This window comes from Methanogenium sp. MK-MG, assembly GCF_009914725.1.
GTDB lineage: Archaea > Halobacteriota > Methanomicrobia > Methanomicrobiales > Methanomicrobiaceae > Methanogenium.
Genome location: NZ_JAAAWJ010000054.1, coordinates 1 through 13,430, shown reverse-complemented (window position 1 = coordinate 13,430; position 13,430 = coordinate 1). Strand labels below are relative to the sequence as shown.

General features: G+C 50.0%; 15 protein-coding genes and 1 pseudogene. 5 read left to right on the top strand and 11 right to left on the bottom strand.

Going from position 1 to position 13,430, the window contains the following annotated elements; genetic code table 11:
- Positions 1 to 318 precede the first annotated feature (318 nt).
- Positions 319 to 582, bottom strand: coding sequence for a helix-turn-helix domain-containing protein (locus tag MKMG_RS08300; protein WP_254059141.1), 264 nt, complete (start codon positions 580 to 582; stop codon positions 319 to 321).
- A 30-nt stretch (positions 583 to 612) separates the two neighbouring features.
- Positions 613 to 735 (bottom strand): annotated as a pseudogene (locus MKMG_RS11685) (transposase); the annotation flags it as partial.
- Between the two features lie 132 nt (positions 736 to 867).
- Here MKMG_RS11685 and MKMG_RS08290 point away from each other — a divergent pair.
- From MKMG_RS08290 to MKMG_RS08280, 3 genes are all read left to right on the top strand, one after another.
- The gene (locus MKMG_RS08290) at positions 868 to 1,428 is read left to right on the top strand and encodes an HdeD family acid-resistance protein (RefSeq protein ID WP_165077227.1); all 561 of its coding nucleotides are present in this window, start codon (positions 868 to 870) and stop codon (positions 1,426 to 1,428) included.
- 183 nt (positions 1,429 to 1,611) lie between these two features.
- The gene (locus MKMG_RS08285) at positions 1,612 to 2,157 is read left to right on the top strand and encodes a GNAT family N-acetyltransferase (protein ID WP_165077225.1); all 546 of its coding nucleotides are present in this window, start codon (positions 1,612 to 1,614) and stop codon (positions 2,155 to 2,157) included.
- A gap of 23 nt (positions 2,158 to 2,180) precedes the next feature.
- A complete protein-coding gene (locus MKMG_RS08280; RefSeq protein ID WP_165077223.1) occupies positions 2,181 to 2,420 on the top strand; it encodes a hypothetical protein in 240 nt (79 codons plus the stop codon).
- A gap of 66 nt (positions 2,421 to 2,486) precedes the next feature.
- Here MKMG_RS08280 and MKMG_RS08275 read toward each other — a convergent pair whose 3' ends face one another.
- Both MKMG_RS08275 and MKMG_RS08270 read right to left on the bottom strand, forming a co-directional pair.
- Complete coding sequence (locus tag MKMG_RS08275) at positions 2,487 to 3,539, bottom strand: AI-2E family transporter (protein ID WP_165077222.1); 1,053 nt, start codon at positions 3,537 to 3,539, stop codon at positions 2,487 to 2,489.
- Positions 3,540 to 3,804: 265 nt separating this feature from the next.
- Positions 3,805 to 4,389, bottom strand: a complete 585-nt coding sequence (locus MKMG_RS08270; protein ID WP_165077220.1) for an archaellin/type IV pilin N-terminal domain-containing protein — start codon at positions 4,387 to 4,389, stop codon at positions 3,805 to 3,807.
- An 86-nt stretch (positions 4,390 to 4,475) separates the two neighbouring features.
- Between MKMG_RS08270 and MKMG_RS08265 the strand changes: the two genes are divergently transcribed.
- Complete coding sequence (locus MKMG_RS08265; protein ID WP_254059139.1) at positions 4,476 to 5,000, top strand: DUF2124 family protein; 525 nt, start codon at positions 4,476 to 4,478, stop codon at positions 4,998 to 5,000.
- Positions 5,001 to 5,127: 127 nt separating this feature from the next.
- Here the strand turns inward: MKMG_RS08265 and frhB are convergent, their stop codons facing one another.
- The 5 genes from frhB to mptA all read right to left on the bottom strand — a co-directional run bounded on the left by frhB (position 5,128) and on the right by mptA (position 10,193).
- Positions 5,128 to 5,991 (bottom strand): coenzyme F420 hydrogenase subunit beta, encoded by an 864-nt coding sequence (gene frhB, locus MKMG_RS08260; protein WP_165077231.1) that lies wholly within the window; start codon positions 5,989 to 5,991, stop codon positions 5,128 to 5,130.
- Between the two features lies 1 nt (position 5,992).
- Positions 5,993 to 6,961 carry a coenzyme F420 hydrogenase subunit gamma gene (gene frhG / locus MKMG_RS08255; RefSeq protein WP_165077218.1) on the bottom strand — a complete coding sequence of 323 codons (969 nt, stop codon included), beginning with the start codon at positions 6,959 to 6,961 and terminating at the stop codon, positions 5,993 to 5,995.
- Positions 6,903 to 7,472 (bottom strand): hydrogenase maturation protease, encoded by a 570-nt coding sequence (locus tag MKMG_RS08250; protein ID WP_165077216.1) that lies wholly within the window; start codon positions 7,470 to 7,472, stop codon positions 6,903 to 6,905. The genes frhG and MKMG_RS08250 overlap by 59 nt, the downstream gene beginning before the upstream one ends.
- 9 nt (positions 7,473 to 7,481) lie before the next feature.
- A complete protein-coding gene (gene frhA / locus MKMG_RS08245; protein WP_165077214.1) occupies positions 7,482 to 8,852 on the bottom strand; it encodes a coenzyme F420 hydrogenase subunit alpha in 1,371 nt (456 codons plus the stop codon).
- A gap of 384 nt (positions 8,853 to 9,236) precedes the next feature.
- On the bottom strand, positions 9,237 to 10,193 hold the full coding sequence (gene mptA / locus MKMG_RS08240) for a GTP cyclohydrolase MptA (protein ID WP_165077213.1): 957 nt from the start codon (positions 10,191 to 10,193) through the stop codon (positions 9,237 to 9,239).
- 127 nt (positions 10,194 to 10,320) lie between these two features.
- Here mptA and ilvC point away from each other — a divergent pair, with 127 nt between their 5' ends.
- Entirely contained in the window at positions 10,321 to 11,322 is a 1,002-nt protein-coding gene (gene ilvC, locus MKMG_RS08235; protein ID WP_305847709.1) for a ketol-acid reductoisomerase, read from the top strand.
- Positions 11,323 to 11,382: 60 nt separating this feature from the next.
- Here the strand turns inward: ilvC and MKMG_RS08230 are convergent, their stop codons facing one another.
- Together MKMG_RS08230 and MKMG_RS08225 are read right to left on the bottom strand one after the other, a co-directional pair.
- Positions 11,383 to 12,690: a PAS domain S-box protein gene (locus tag MKMG_RS08230; protein WP_165077211.1), complete on the bottom strand. Its 1,308-nt coding sequence runs from the start codon at positions 12,688 to 12,690 to the stop codon at positions 11,383 to 11,385.
- Between the two features lie 53 nt (positions 12,691 to 12,743).
- Positions 12,744 to 13,430 (bottom strand): AIR synthase related protein (locus tag MKMG_RS08225; protein ID WP_254059138.1); only part of this gene is annotated, 687 nt, incomplete at its 5' end.

Sequence of the window (13,430 nt, the reverse complement as noted above, 5' to 3'; positions counted from 1 at the left end):
TCACACAATCCCGTTACCAGGAATGCATGCCACGGTAGAATCATGCCGAAAGGAGGGCATGGCGTGTCGCAATCTTTGATTTAGCTTTACATGTCGCACTGACTGGTTGTAGTTAAGAGTACGGTATCGGAATGCACTTTTGAAACGGAGTTTCCCGATCTTCCGTCCTCTCTTCTTTGTCTGTGACAGAGCGGCAATATTGCTCCAGAGAGTATATAGTCAAAAACCAGACTTCTAAGAATATCTGGTATTCTCCATATGATGCCAAACGTTTATTTTTGAAATTAAACGATAGTAAACGCTTAATCGCATTTACTATTAGTTCAAAAAGAAACGTTCGCCACTATAATTGACCATCTGGAGCACTTTGGAGTAGACTTCTTTCAGTGCAGGATTCTCATCCTTCAGCGGGACTATTCGTGCCTGTGTTTCCTTCTTCTTCAGAGGCACGCCGTTGGCCCGGGCCTCATTGCATTCTTCCAGAAGTTTGTTGTAGAGCCACCTACAGGTATCGAGTGCTGCATTCAGTCGCGTCTCTGCAACCGGACCTGGATATGCCCGATACTTGTAGGAAACGATCATCCATTTCTCCATTTGAGAATCAACGCAACCTTTCAGAACATCAGGACTAACCTGCCCAGATGTTGTAAGGAAATATGAGGGAGACCATAACCCATCTCCCCACAGCAGCTCTTTAGTTGCAGGGTATTCCTGACGCAATTTGCGTGACGACACACAATATAATTATCGCAGCGAGGAAGGGGCTCTGCTTTCATCCTCGGCCTGAAGACCGGGGACTTCCCGCTCCGCCCCTTCACCCCACAAGTTAAATACCACATTCACATACCACTGCGTTAGTGAAAAACTATGACTGATATCATTGAGAATGAGGCAGGAGAAGCAATGGGTTTCACCCCGTCGTGGTGGACGTTTGTTCTCCTGGGAATCATTGCATTTATTTTTGGCATATGCTGTGTCATCATGCCAGGATATGTGACGCTCTTTTTAGGCTACTTCATCGGTGCGATGGTGGTGGTCTGGGGAATTATGACAGTCGTGCAGGCAGTAAAACCGCACGAAGGTGGCACAGGACGGTCTGTCGCACTCATTATTCTGGGTGTGCTTGCTATTATCCTCGGCCTGCTGGTATTCTCCAGTATCCTCAGTGCCTGGTTCCTTATTACCTACCTGATTGCCTTCTGGGCATTCCTGACCGGATTTACCAATATCTTCCAGGCGTTTACCGGGAAAGACAGTATATGGTACAAGGTGCTCCTCGTCATTGCAGGCATCATCGCGATCATCCTTGGATTCTACGTGATGATGTACCCGCTGATGGCAACGGCCACTGTCATCTACGTTCTGGGCATCTTCCTGATTGCATGGGGTGTCATCGTCGTGATCACCGGTCTTATGACCCAGAAATAATCATACTTTTTTCAGTTTTCCTTGCTTGTCTCTAATCGTCTCCGGCACCTGAGGGTAAAAACAGTGATGAATCCGTCATCCTACTCTGATCACACCCGTGTGACACATACCTGCAGACAATTTATATCGTGCATCTGCCGGGAACGGGAACATGCAGGTTTTTTAGCGGGCAGCACCATATCTATGATTACCATGCCATGGACCATCAGATCAGAAGAACCGGATGACGCTGCAGGTATTGCTGCGGTTCTCACCGATGCATTCAGCCGGAAAGACGAGGCAGAACTGGTATCTCTGATCCGTAATTCCGGTGCCTATGATCCTGAACTTTCACTTGTCTGTGTTGAAGACGGAACCATCGTCGGCTATGTACTCTTCTCACCAGTGGTTATCCGCGCAGCAGACTGCGATGAGACACCTGCCCTTGCCCTGGCACCAGTGGCAGTCCTCTCTCAATTCCGGAATCAGGGAATCGGCACCGTGCTCATTGAAGAGGGCATTCACCGGTCCCACCAGAAAGGAGCGAAGATCATCGTTGTACTTGGTGAACCCGGATATTACCGCAGGTTCCGGTTTGAATCAGCAAAAGTGTATGAAATACAGCCGCCATGGGAGGTGCCGGAGGGATACTTCATGGTCCTCAGCCTCGAAACAAATGCCCTGCGTGACGTACATGGTATGGTCCACTACCCGGAAGCGTTCGCACGCACGGCAGACACCCAACAATAAAAACCGGCGGAGGAAGCTCGTACATGGCACGCATACTCTCAAAGAAAGACCAGGAAATCCTGAAGAAATGTGCACCGGAATGTGAGGATTTGCTCTGCTCAGATTCGAAAGTTCCCTACCGCTCTGTCCTGCCGCCTGTTGCAAATCATTATGCGGTGGATGCAGATGACTTCAGGGAACGAATAACCCGCCTGACAGCAGACGAGCTGGAATATCTCACGACACTCATCACCGCCACCGGCGACTCGCACTGGCATGATTAGGCACCGGTCAACTACCCACGAATAAAGTCGTGGTCTTCCTGCCTGCTTTTTTCGTGAACAGAATAATCAGGGAGATTCAGAGTGAATTGGCTGATCTTCACCCCCAAATTCATCAAATAAAATCCGATATACTGCTGTCAGGACTGCAAGTGCCAGCGGCCCATACAGAAAACCCAGCACTCCCATAACAGCAATACCGCCAAAAAGGGCGATAAATATCAGGACAGCATTGAGTTTTGAACGTTTCCCCATCAGGACAGGGCGCAGATACCAGTCAGGGATGGCACAGAGCAGAGGCCAGCCAATCACCAGTATCAGCACCAGTCCGTAGTAATCCCCGAGAGACAGGGCATAGACTGCAAGAAACGCAATGATAATAACCGGCCCGAATACGGGGATTAATGCAAATATCGCACAGATAATCGACCAGAAGAGCACATGCCCGTATCCGAGGAACGTAAAGAACGGCAGAGCAACGACGAAGACAAGCAGGGCAATCCCCACATGGACGATGATCAGGGAATAGAGAGTATCCGAGAGTAGCACATTGAGAATGGAAAGTTTTGGCTTTGACTCTGCCGGCACGACAGACCATATCTGATCAAACATCTGCTCCCCGTAGAGAATAAAGAGATACAGGAACAGAAAGAGAATCATGAAAATGATTGAATAATAGGCGGTTGCACCAAGAATTTCACCGATGGAGCCCTGCACTGCAGCGATGATACCATTGACAATCCCCTGGAGGTCAAAGACAATCGGATTGACATCCATGCCAAAAATCCCACCTCCCATGGAAAGCCAGGCAAAGATACTGTTAAAGACCTCCTGAATATACTCCCCGTTTGCAAAGATAACAACCAGAGACACCATCAGCATCATGACAAGAAAGATGACCACACCTGTTGTGATGAAAATGGACGAGAGAGGCGCATGCAGATGCTTTTTCAGGACATTATGGTAGGGTATCAGGACCGCTGCAAGTGCTCCTGCAATAATAAGCGGATCGAGCAGTGCCCGGAACATCACAATGATCAAAAGAACCAGAAAAAACGATATGCCAATGACAAACCAGTCTCTTCTCTTTCTGCCGGAATTCATTGCTGTTGTATACTTCATACCTGTTGGTGAACTACCACGAAGCTAAAGACTTAGCGGCTCCCTGCTTCATTCCCCGGAGTATTCTCCACCAGTCCACAGGCCTTTCCCCTCGTTCCGATGGTTAAATGATTACTTGGTTCTCGTAATCAGGCAATTCCGTATTAGTGTTACAAATATTTAATTTGTGCCCATGAAAACAAATGCTACATCCCCTTGGCTAAAGACCAGGGGGTGTTACGCTTTCCCTATAAGAATAAGAACAGACCGTCCTGACAATTGACGGTTATACGAGAACCGTAACGTCACTTACCTTAGCCGGGACTGTTCGACTGACAGTGACAGCTGTACCGGCCGGGGGGATAAGAGTGACAGTGATTCGCTCCCCCGGCAGTGCCGCATACGATTCCGGTACACGAACCATGATAGTCACCTGTTCATTAAACTGGATGACTGGGGTATCCCCGTCAGAAGTTATATCATATATTGTCCACATCCCCGGAAGAGGCGGTATAGCCGATATAAGGGTGCTGTTCGGCTGTAGGGTAAGAATGCTTTCAGATGTCACATATGCCAGTGAACAACCGCTGAGATCCATCGCCTTTCCTCCTCCGGCAGACGGCCTGACTGTGAAACGCAGCATGTCCACAGCACTCCGGCCGGATGTTTTATAGCCATATACATCACCGATGAGCATCAGTGATGAAACAGACTGGTCTACGCCTGTATAGATGACATCTTCTGCCGTGTCCGTTGCAAAAAACCCGGTACCCAGAATGGTGAAGGAAAAGACTGAGGCGATGAGCACAAAGGCGATCAGAATAATTGCACCCTCAAGCCCGGTAAGCCCGGTATCATCAATTCGGCACATGTCTTCCTCTTCTCGCCAAATCTGTCCCCCCTTACAGGATGTTGTGTAGTCTGTCAATATAGCATATCGCATCACGGACGTCCGGCATGAGAAGCAAGATTTTTCTCATCCGCACACAAGAGAGAAGCATGGAATTACAGGAATCAGGATCAGGCCTTGCAGGAATGCTTCGTCCGTTCAAAAAATTCATGGTCGAATCCGGCATAATGGACACAGACCAGGTCGTGTTTTACGGCTGCCCCGGAACATGCACACCATTTATTGAACTGCTCACGTATGCTGCCCGTGACCTGCCGTTTGAGTATATCTTTGTGCCCCGGCTGGACGAATCGTCAGCGAAAGTCCTCAAGCCGGTTCCCCATGTGGGTATGCAGGTCACATCCCATGCCCCGGAGACCTTTGATCCTAAGGTCATTATCATAATGGGAGGCCTTGCCATGCCGAATGAACCGGTAACAGCTGAGATGGTGCACGAGACAATTGCAGGATATGACGCAAAGATTGTGGGCATCTGCTTCATGGATATGTTCCGGCGTGCCGGATGGCTGGAAAAAATAGCCTTCGAAATGGTCATCAATGCCCAGATGAACCCGGTTGAAGTCTGGAAATAATCATTTTTACAAAATACGCGATCCCTGTTCTGCCCCGTCATCCTGACATGTATCTGTGCAATTTTTTCAGAAGTTATACTGAGTCTACCTCACTTCAGCAGGCAGCAGATGGAACAAAAAAAATGGTTTAGATGTATGGATTGCGCAGGCCTTTGTCAACGCCAAAGGTTGCACGCTCGTCCAGAGTCTTCTGGTTCTTTGTGATCTTCTCGGTTGCGAGTTTGGTAAGAAGACCCAGACCAGGCTTGACATCTTCAATAGGTTTGGTCTCGAAGTATCCTGCTTCGATGGCCTTACCCCAGATAGTCTCACCCTTCTTTGTACGGGTGAGGACTGTTGACCAGCCGTCAGGACTGCCAACAGAGCCGGTTGAGACGTCAGCGAGGTTTGCAACGTAGTCAAGACAGACGTGGCAGCCGGGCTGCTCAAACTTGTGGGTCAGCTTGAGCGGAATCTGTGAGACTGCACCCCGTGAGGTGTAGACAGAGAATTTACCCTTGCCAATGTCCATTTTAACAGCGCTCTCCATCTTCACATTACAGAGATCTTCCACCATGGTCTCAAGACCCTGATAGGGGAAGTTCTCCATACAGAAGATACCAATTGCAAGTGCAATCTTGTCCCCGACAGACCGCATGCCCATTGGGTAGAGCTGGGCCTTTCTGACAGCCTGGATCTGGCACGGTGTGCCGACAATTCCAACCTTGTCAAGACCATACGAACGGGTTGCCTCTTTGATCATTGCAACGTTCGGGCAGATGGTGTAGCGGGTACCGCGTGCTTCCATCAGTTCTGCAACCGTGGTTGCAACGATTGGCTCTGGCTTGTATGGCTCATCGCCCGGTCCTGCAACGACAGCACCGTCAATGATGCCCTCTTCAAGTGCAAATGCAAAGAGCTGGGTGACGATTCCACCGTCCTGAGAGGCGGAGAGAACTGCCGGGTCAGCTGCACGTGCGGATACACAGTTCTTGTAATTTCCGAGAACCATTTTACTCATCTCCCTTGCCCATAGCAGCATCAATAACTTCGCCGATTGCCTCGAACTGGTTCATCACATCAAAGTTAAAGAAGCTGCGCGGACACTGTGCGTAGCATGCACCACATTTGATACATAGATCACGGTCAATGTTCGGCTTACCGCATTCCATTGAAATTGCACGGACCGGACATGTTGCGACACAGGTACCGCATCCCATACAGAGACCCTGGTTTATGACATCATAGATCAGGTCACATCCGCATGCCTCTGTACCGCGCTGTGCGAGATCCATGAGAGGCTTGAGATATGCTGCTGCAAGTTCCTTCTGTTCATCGGTTCCTCTGAGGAGCAGATATGCCATAACAGCAACATTACGGATCGATTCAGGGGACGGTGGGCATGCCGGCAGGTAGATATCTACGTTGATCAGGTCACCGATCGGAACGTAGTTCTCATGCTGGGGCTGGTTCCACTGTCCACCACGGGCGAACCGTGTGATATTGCCGTATGCAGCGCAGCTACCGAGTGCAACAACAATAGTTGCATTCCTGCGTGCCTTTTTGATATCCTCCACAGAGTGGTGATCGTTTATACAGACTGAACCCTCGACAAGTGCGACATCCATCTTCGGGATATCACGCACATCGGCGAGAGTCAGACAGTAATTGAGATCCGCATAGTTGTCAAGCAACGTAAACAGACCTTCGTAGTTGTCTGCGAGGGACACGAGACATCCGGTACATCCGGACATGTGCACGTGTCCAATCGTAATTTTTTCAGCCACAGGCTTTTCCTCCTTTTCGTGTATTTCGGGCTTTTTTTCAACCTTCACATCGCCGGGTTTCACAGCCGGTTTTGCCTCAGGCCTGGCCTTTGGAACAGTCACCGGTTCAGGAACCGTAACTGGTTCTGGTGCCGCCTCAGGTTCTTCCGGCTTCTTCCCCGTGAAGATTTTCTTCAGATTTGATAGTAGTCCCATATTCCACCCCTACTTCGGCAAGTGCCATCTGCACTGCCTTCGGAATGGCCATTGTAACATGTTCCGTGAGCCAGTAGTCGACATCCTCAGATTCATTATCAATATTGGATATCGCGATGCTCTCAGGCTGGCACCCAAGGATTATCACTTCAGTCCGTTTCGAGAGCTCAGTCAGCGGGTCTTTAAACCCTCCCCACGAATGCGGGTCAAGATACCTGCCCGTCTTTTCATTCGCAAGGAAGTCGGGAGACACCTTCGTCAACTGACCGGGGCTGCCGCCGAAATCGAGGACGTCAACAATGACCATCCTCTCGACCGGCTGTTCAGCCTCTGCAACCATGGTGAAGAGGAAATGCGGCCCTGCAAGGCCCACATCCAGGACTTTCAGATCAGTATTATCCGGAAGGGACAATTTTTTGATTTCAGAGACCACCGCAGGTCCAAATCCGTCATCTGTATAGAGCGGATTGCCGACACCCACAATCATCTGTCTCGCGTACCAGTCAAGCATCTGACTATCTCACTGGAACAGTTTCTGGGCCACTACCTTCTTTGAGTCGTCGACCACCATCATGTGGGTTGCGCAGGACACACATGGGTCGTAGGCACGCATGATGACTTCAGTGAGCTGCCACGGTGCACCCTCGAGTGCCCGGCTGACAGTCGGGAAGTTCCATGTAGTCGGGACAAGGAGCGAGTACCACTGTACTTTGCCGTTCAGGACCTTGGTCAGGTGAATGTCAGTTCCACGTGGTGCTTCGTTTGCTGCCCAGCCAAGTGTTCCATCACCCTGAGGAATATCATCTGCGATGACTTTCCCATTGGTGTCAAGTGCTTCAACAGCATCCAGCATACCGTACAGACAGTCCATATATTCCATCTGTCGTGCAATCTGCAGACCCATTGCGCCCTTGCGGTCATAGTTCCGGAACATTGCAAGACGTGCACGGGGACCTGTCTCAATTGGCGCCCCATCATAGAGTGGGACACCGGTACATGCTTCCATTGCCGGCCACACCTTGGTACCAACCGGGGTGGTGCCACCAATCGGGTAGTCAGGGTCTTCGAGGGATACTTCGAGTTCACCCTGATACCAGTCCCACGGGCGGACCTCTGTCCAGCGCTCAGGATACCACTTCTGATCCAGATCAAGTGAAGAGGAACCATAGAGTGTATCTGATGCCATGTAACCCTGGTCGTGGAAACCGAACTTCTCGGTCTTCTCGACTTCTTTGCCGCCGGCAACCGATGCCATGGGGCGGTCATCCCAGTCCTTGAAGACAGAGATCATGAAATCCATGTGGTCACGTGCAAGAGGGATTGCCTCTTTTACGAGATCATTGATCTTGGTCTGTGCACGGGGGGAGATGTTCTTATACATACCACCGACACGGGGGTTGGACGGGTGAATGGGCTCTCCACCAACAATCTCCCCAACAGTCTGACCTACTTCACGGAGTTTCTGAATTCTCTGCGCAACACTGCGTACAGGTTCCTCGGGGGTGAACGGGTTGATATGGGTGTCCGTTCCCGGGATGTACATGTCAGGCAGTGACAGGATGTTGTGCAGTGCATGACTTGAAACACGATTTGCACACTGAAGGATAACTCTCAGAAGGTATGCATCATCGGGAATGATACAGCCAATCGAGGCTTCCATTGCTTCAGTACCTGCAAGGGTGTGGGCAATCGGGCAGATACCACAGACACGGGAAGAAATCTTCGGTGCCTGGTGCATGCTCTTCCCGATGGCGAGTTTCTCAATACCCCGTACAGGTGTAAGACTGAGCCAGTCACCGCGGGTAACGACACCGCTGTCGTCAACCTGCATAGTAAGCTTGGTGTGACCCTCATGTCTTGTGGTTGGGGAAATCTCTACAACTTTCGACATAAATTATCGCCTAATTATTAAATTCTGTTCTTCTGGCTATTCAAACACACACGTATGCATAAAATCACATACTGCATGCTGCAACACACGTACCCGCTAAGAAGTACGTATGAGTTATGTGAATGAACGGTTAAAAATAAGTTTCGTTAAGTACACGGCGCCAGTAACAGGATTATGTTGATAAAGTATTATTTTTCAGGAAGATCCCTCTCCATTCAGGACATCCTTCCCATAAATCAACGATATTTTAGCAAAAAAAGATAAATGACCGAATTATAGTGGCGAACGTTTCTTTTTGAACTAATAGTAAATGCGATTAAGCGTTTACTATCGTTTAATTTCAAAAATAAACGTTTGGCATCATATGGAGAATACCAGATATTCTTAGAAGTCTGGTTTTTGACTATAATTCAGCTTTATTTCAGCTTTCAGCTCAGCAATGGTTGCCTTGCGCTCTGCATAGGCATCATGCTGATGGATGCTTTCCTCATTTGTCTGCTTGATAGTGATGACTGAATCACCCGGCAAATAAGAAAATTTCTCAACTACACGTTTGGCCATTTCACGGACACAGTCTTCCACAAACCGGGCATTGCTGTGTGCGGAGAAGACCACATGACTCTCATCACCACGTTTCAGGAGTTCAAAGATCCGGGCACTCATAGAGTCTTTCAGTATGTCAATGATGGTCTCAAGTCCAACATGCTGGTCGTCATCAGTCTCAATTAAGAGGAACCCTTTGCCACGCTGGTTATGGGTGGCCATCGGGATCTCGTTCAGGAATTCCTGTATTTTTTCCTCACTAATCTCAAGATTACGCAGTTTTGCCGAAGCAAGTTCCTTCATAATATTCTGGGCACAGGGACAGGCAGTGATACCGGTCACTTCCGCACCGATCATCTTCCGGACGAGGGGTGTACCATTGTTTCTGTCAGCGACCGCACTGGCATGCACCTCTACGACCTCGTCGCACTCCGTCTTAGATACCGGCGTCTCACGCCTCACCATATACAGACTTGTCATCTTCACTTCTGTACGGTCTGCATACTCGTGGTGGTCAAGGAGTTTGCGGGCAACAGCATTGCATACTTCTTCAATACCGTTTACTTCACCCTCGGTGGCCTGCTGAAGCACCTCATCAATCACCTCAAAATTACGGGAGAGATTGGCACCCTTCAGGCTGCTGGGGAGATCCACATAGACATTGAATGTTGATATAAAGATCACCGGGCGCTTTCCCGGACGTGCGACTTCAACAAGCTTCTTGACATTTTTGACGCCGACCCGGGTAAGATTGATTCTGACTTCAGGCTGGGTTGATTGTGTATCAGGCAGTTCCATGTTAACCTCGAATGAAAAAAGCAGATTTCTGGTATGAATTCTGCAGATATATTATTCCTGATGTTAGGTTTTTTATCCTATGCTATAAAAGTTATGAAGGAAACCAACAACCATTAGGGATGAGAAAATGATACAGAAATACTACGAATCCGATGCAAACCTCAGAAATCTGGGGAATTCCCGGATCGCTGTCATCGGGTATGGGTCTCAGGGACAGGGTCAGGCACTCAACCTGCGCGACTCAGGGCTCGAGGTCATCATTGGCCTGCGCCCAGGAAAAAGTTGGGAGAAAGCATCAGAAGACGGCTTTGAGGTCTTCGATGTGGCAACCGCAGCAGGTATGGCAGATGTCGTGATGATTCTCCTTCCGGATGAACTGCAGGGAGATGTCTACCGCGCCCAGATCATGCCAAATCTCAAAGAAGGGGACTGCATAATGTTCTCTCACGGTTTCAATATCCACTATGGACAGATAGTCCCGCCACCCACGGTCGATGTTATTATGGTTGCACCGAAAGGACCTGGCCATATGGTCCGGAGGGTGTTCGCCGAGGGCGGCGGCGTGCCGGCACTCATTGCAGTCCACCATGATGCAACCGGCAATGCCAGAAAAATTGCTCTTGCGTATGCAAAAGGGATCGGTGCCACACGGGCAGTTGTCCTTGAGACGACATTCCAGGAAGAGACAGAGACCGATCTCTTTGGTGAACAGGCAGTTCTCTGCGGGGGCATGACATCTCTCATACAGGCAGGATTTGAGACCCTCGTGAATGGAGGATATGCACCAGAGATGGCATACCTTGAAGTGCTGCACGAGTGTAAACTCATCATTGACCTCATCTATGAGGGAGGATTCTCAAAGATGCGTGACTCCATATCAAACACTGCTGAATATGGCGACCTCACCCGTGGCCCGCGGGTCATCGGCCCGGAGGCATATGCCGCAATGGAAGAGATACTCACAGAAATACAGAACGGCGAATTCACCCGTGAATGGATGCTTGAAAATCAGGTCAACCGACCGGTCTTCACCTCACTGAAACGGCAGGGTGAAGAACACATGATTGAATCAGTCGGCCGTGAAGTCCGTGGACTTATGCCACAGTTCCAGAATCTCTCCTCTGACTAAACTTTTTTTAAAAAATATATGAGAACCGGACATACACTCTCCGGTGCCTGCCTGTTCCGGCTACTCAGCGGGTGCTGACCGGAAAAACCCGGATCCAATCTCTGCCTGTGCAAGCATCTCTTCTACCCATATACGGGCAATGGCATTGCCAACCTGGTAGGCAATGACCTCCAGTGACATCAGACTTGAATCCGGAATGATATCAGTATAGTTCGATCCCAGCAGGATGAACCCAATAGAGGCATTGTTGTAGATGATGGGGACAACAAGTATTACCTGTATTCGCTCCTTTCCGGGTGCAAACCCCAGCAGCTCCGGGAGATCAGAATAGCGGGCATAGATATACTCACCCGCTGCAACACGGCGGGCCAGAGGAGTCTCTTTTCCAATCTCCTGCACTGAAGCAAGGAATGCATCAGAAAACCCGGTGGCACAGGAAAGGGTAAAACTCTCAGTACGGGCATCCTCCAGGTAGAGAGCTCCAAATCCCATCTCTGCCACCCGTGATGCCGTATCCAGGCAGAGAGAGACCGAATCATCAAGGGAACGGGCTGCTGCAAGGGAGAGACCCAGATCACGCTGGGCGATGAGCTGCCCCTCCATCAGCTTCCGGTCGGTGATATCGTAGAGAGTGCCATGTACCGAGGCAATCTTTCCACTCTTTTTGCGGACATAATTGCACGATTCCTGCACCCAGCGCACATCCCCGTCTTTGGAAATGATACGATATTCACTCACACTGACAACCGATGGATCCGCCCGTGCGTCTTCTACCGTCTGGGAGAGAATCGGCAGGTCATCCGGGTGGACAATGGTGTCCCAGCCAAAATCACCTGACATGAGCATCTCAGCCGGATAACCGGTGATACTCTCCACCGCACCGTTTGCATAGATGATACGGTTATCCGCATGGCGCTGCAGGATGATGCCGGTAAAATTCTCAATGATGAGGCGGTAGCGCTCCTCACTCTCATTGAGATCATGTTCAAGGTTTTTGTTCTTCACCATCCGCCTGACCTGCAGGGCCAGTTCGGCAAACTCCGCCTTCGGATCATCGCCCTTAGACAGATAATAATCACACCCGTTTCTCAGGGCTGAGATCACCACATCCTCCTGCCCTTTTCCGGTGTACATCATAAACGGCATATCCGGATACCGGATGCGCACCTTCTGCAGGAATGCAATGCCGTCCATTCCCGGCATCTGGAAGTCTGAAATAATACCATCTATCTTTGTGGTCCGGATAATCTCCATGGCTTCCTCTGCGCCCAGTGCAGTGATCACCTTCAGATCGCCGGTACGCTCGAGAAAGACCTTGCCCAGTTCAAGAAGACTGGGTTCGTCATCTGTGAGAAGAATTGTCATCATTGTTTGGTACCCCCCCGTATATTTGTATAAATTAAGTGTGTATTCTGTCCCATCTACTCAGTATACATCACTGATGTCAGGGAATCCAGTGCTGCGCAAGTCTCCTGAAGGGTGAACCCAATACTCATTCCACTTACAGATATGATAAGTTCATCGCCGCCGACTGTGCCGATTTCAACTGCGTCAAGTCCTTCTGCAACAGATTTATCTGTATAGGCAATCAGGAACCTGCCCGGTGATTCATCAAAGAGAGCAGGTATTGCATCACCCGCAAGGCTGACTGTGGCGGCAGGTGCACACTCCGCAAGGGCTGCGATTAACCCACCTGCTGATATATCTGCTGCAAACCCGCCGTTTTGTACAAATAAACGGATTTTTTCAAGAATGGACGGGTCTGCCTTCTCCGGAGCCTGGCCACCGCACCCGGTCACTGCATCCAGTACTGACCCTCCCAGTGCAGGGACAGACCTGCCCGCAATGGCAAGCGTGGCCCCCTCTGTCGGCAGTGTGTAGCGGAGCACCGGGCCCTTCCCTGCCATACCGATGGAAGGCGTCGGAAGAATCCGTGTTCCGAATTCATCACTCTCATTGTATAACGAGACATTGCCACCCACCACCGGGGCACCGATGGCAATTGCCATGTCCCCCATGCCACGAACCGCCTCACCCAGCTGCCAGTAGATCTCCGGGTGAACGGGGCTGGCAAAGTTCAGGCAGTTTACCACGCAGAGAGGTGCGCT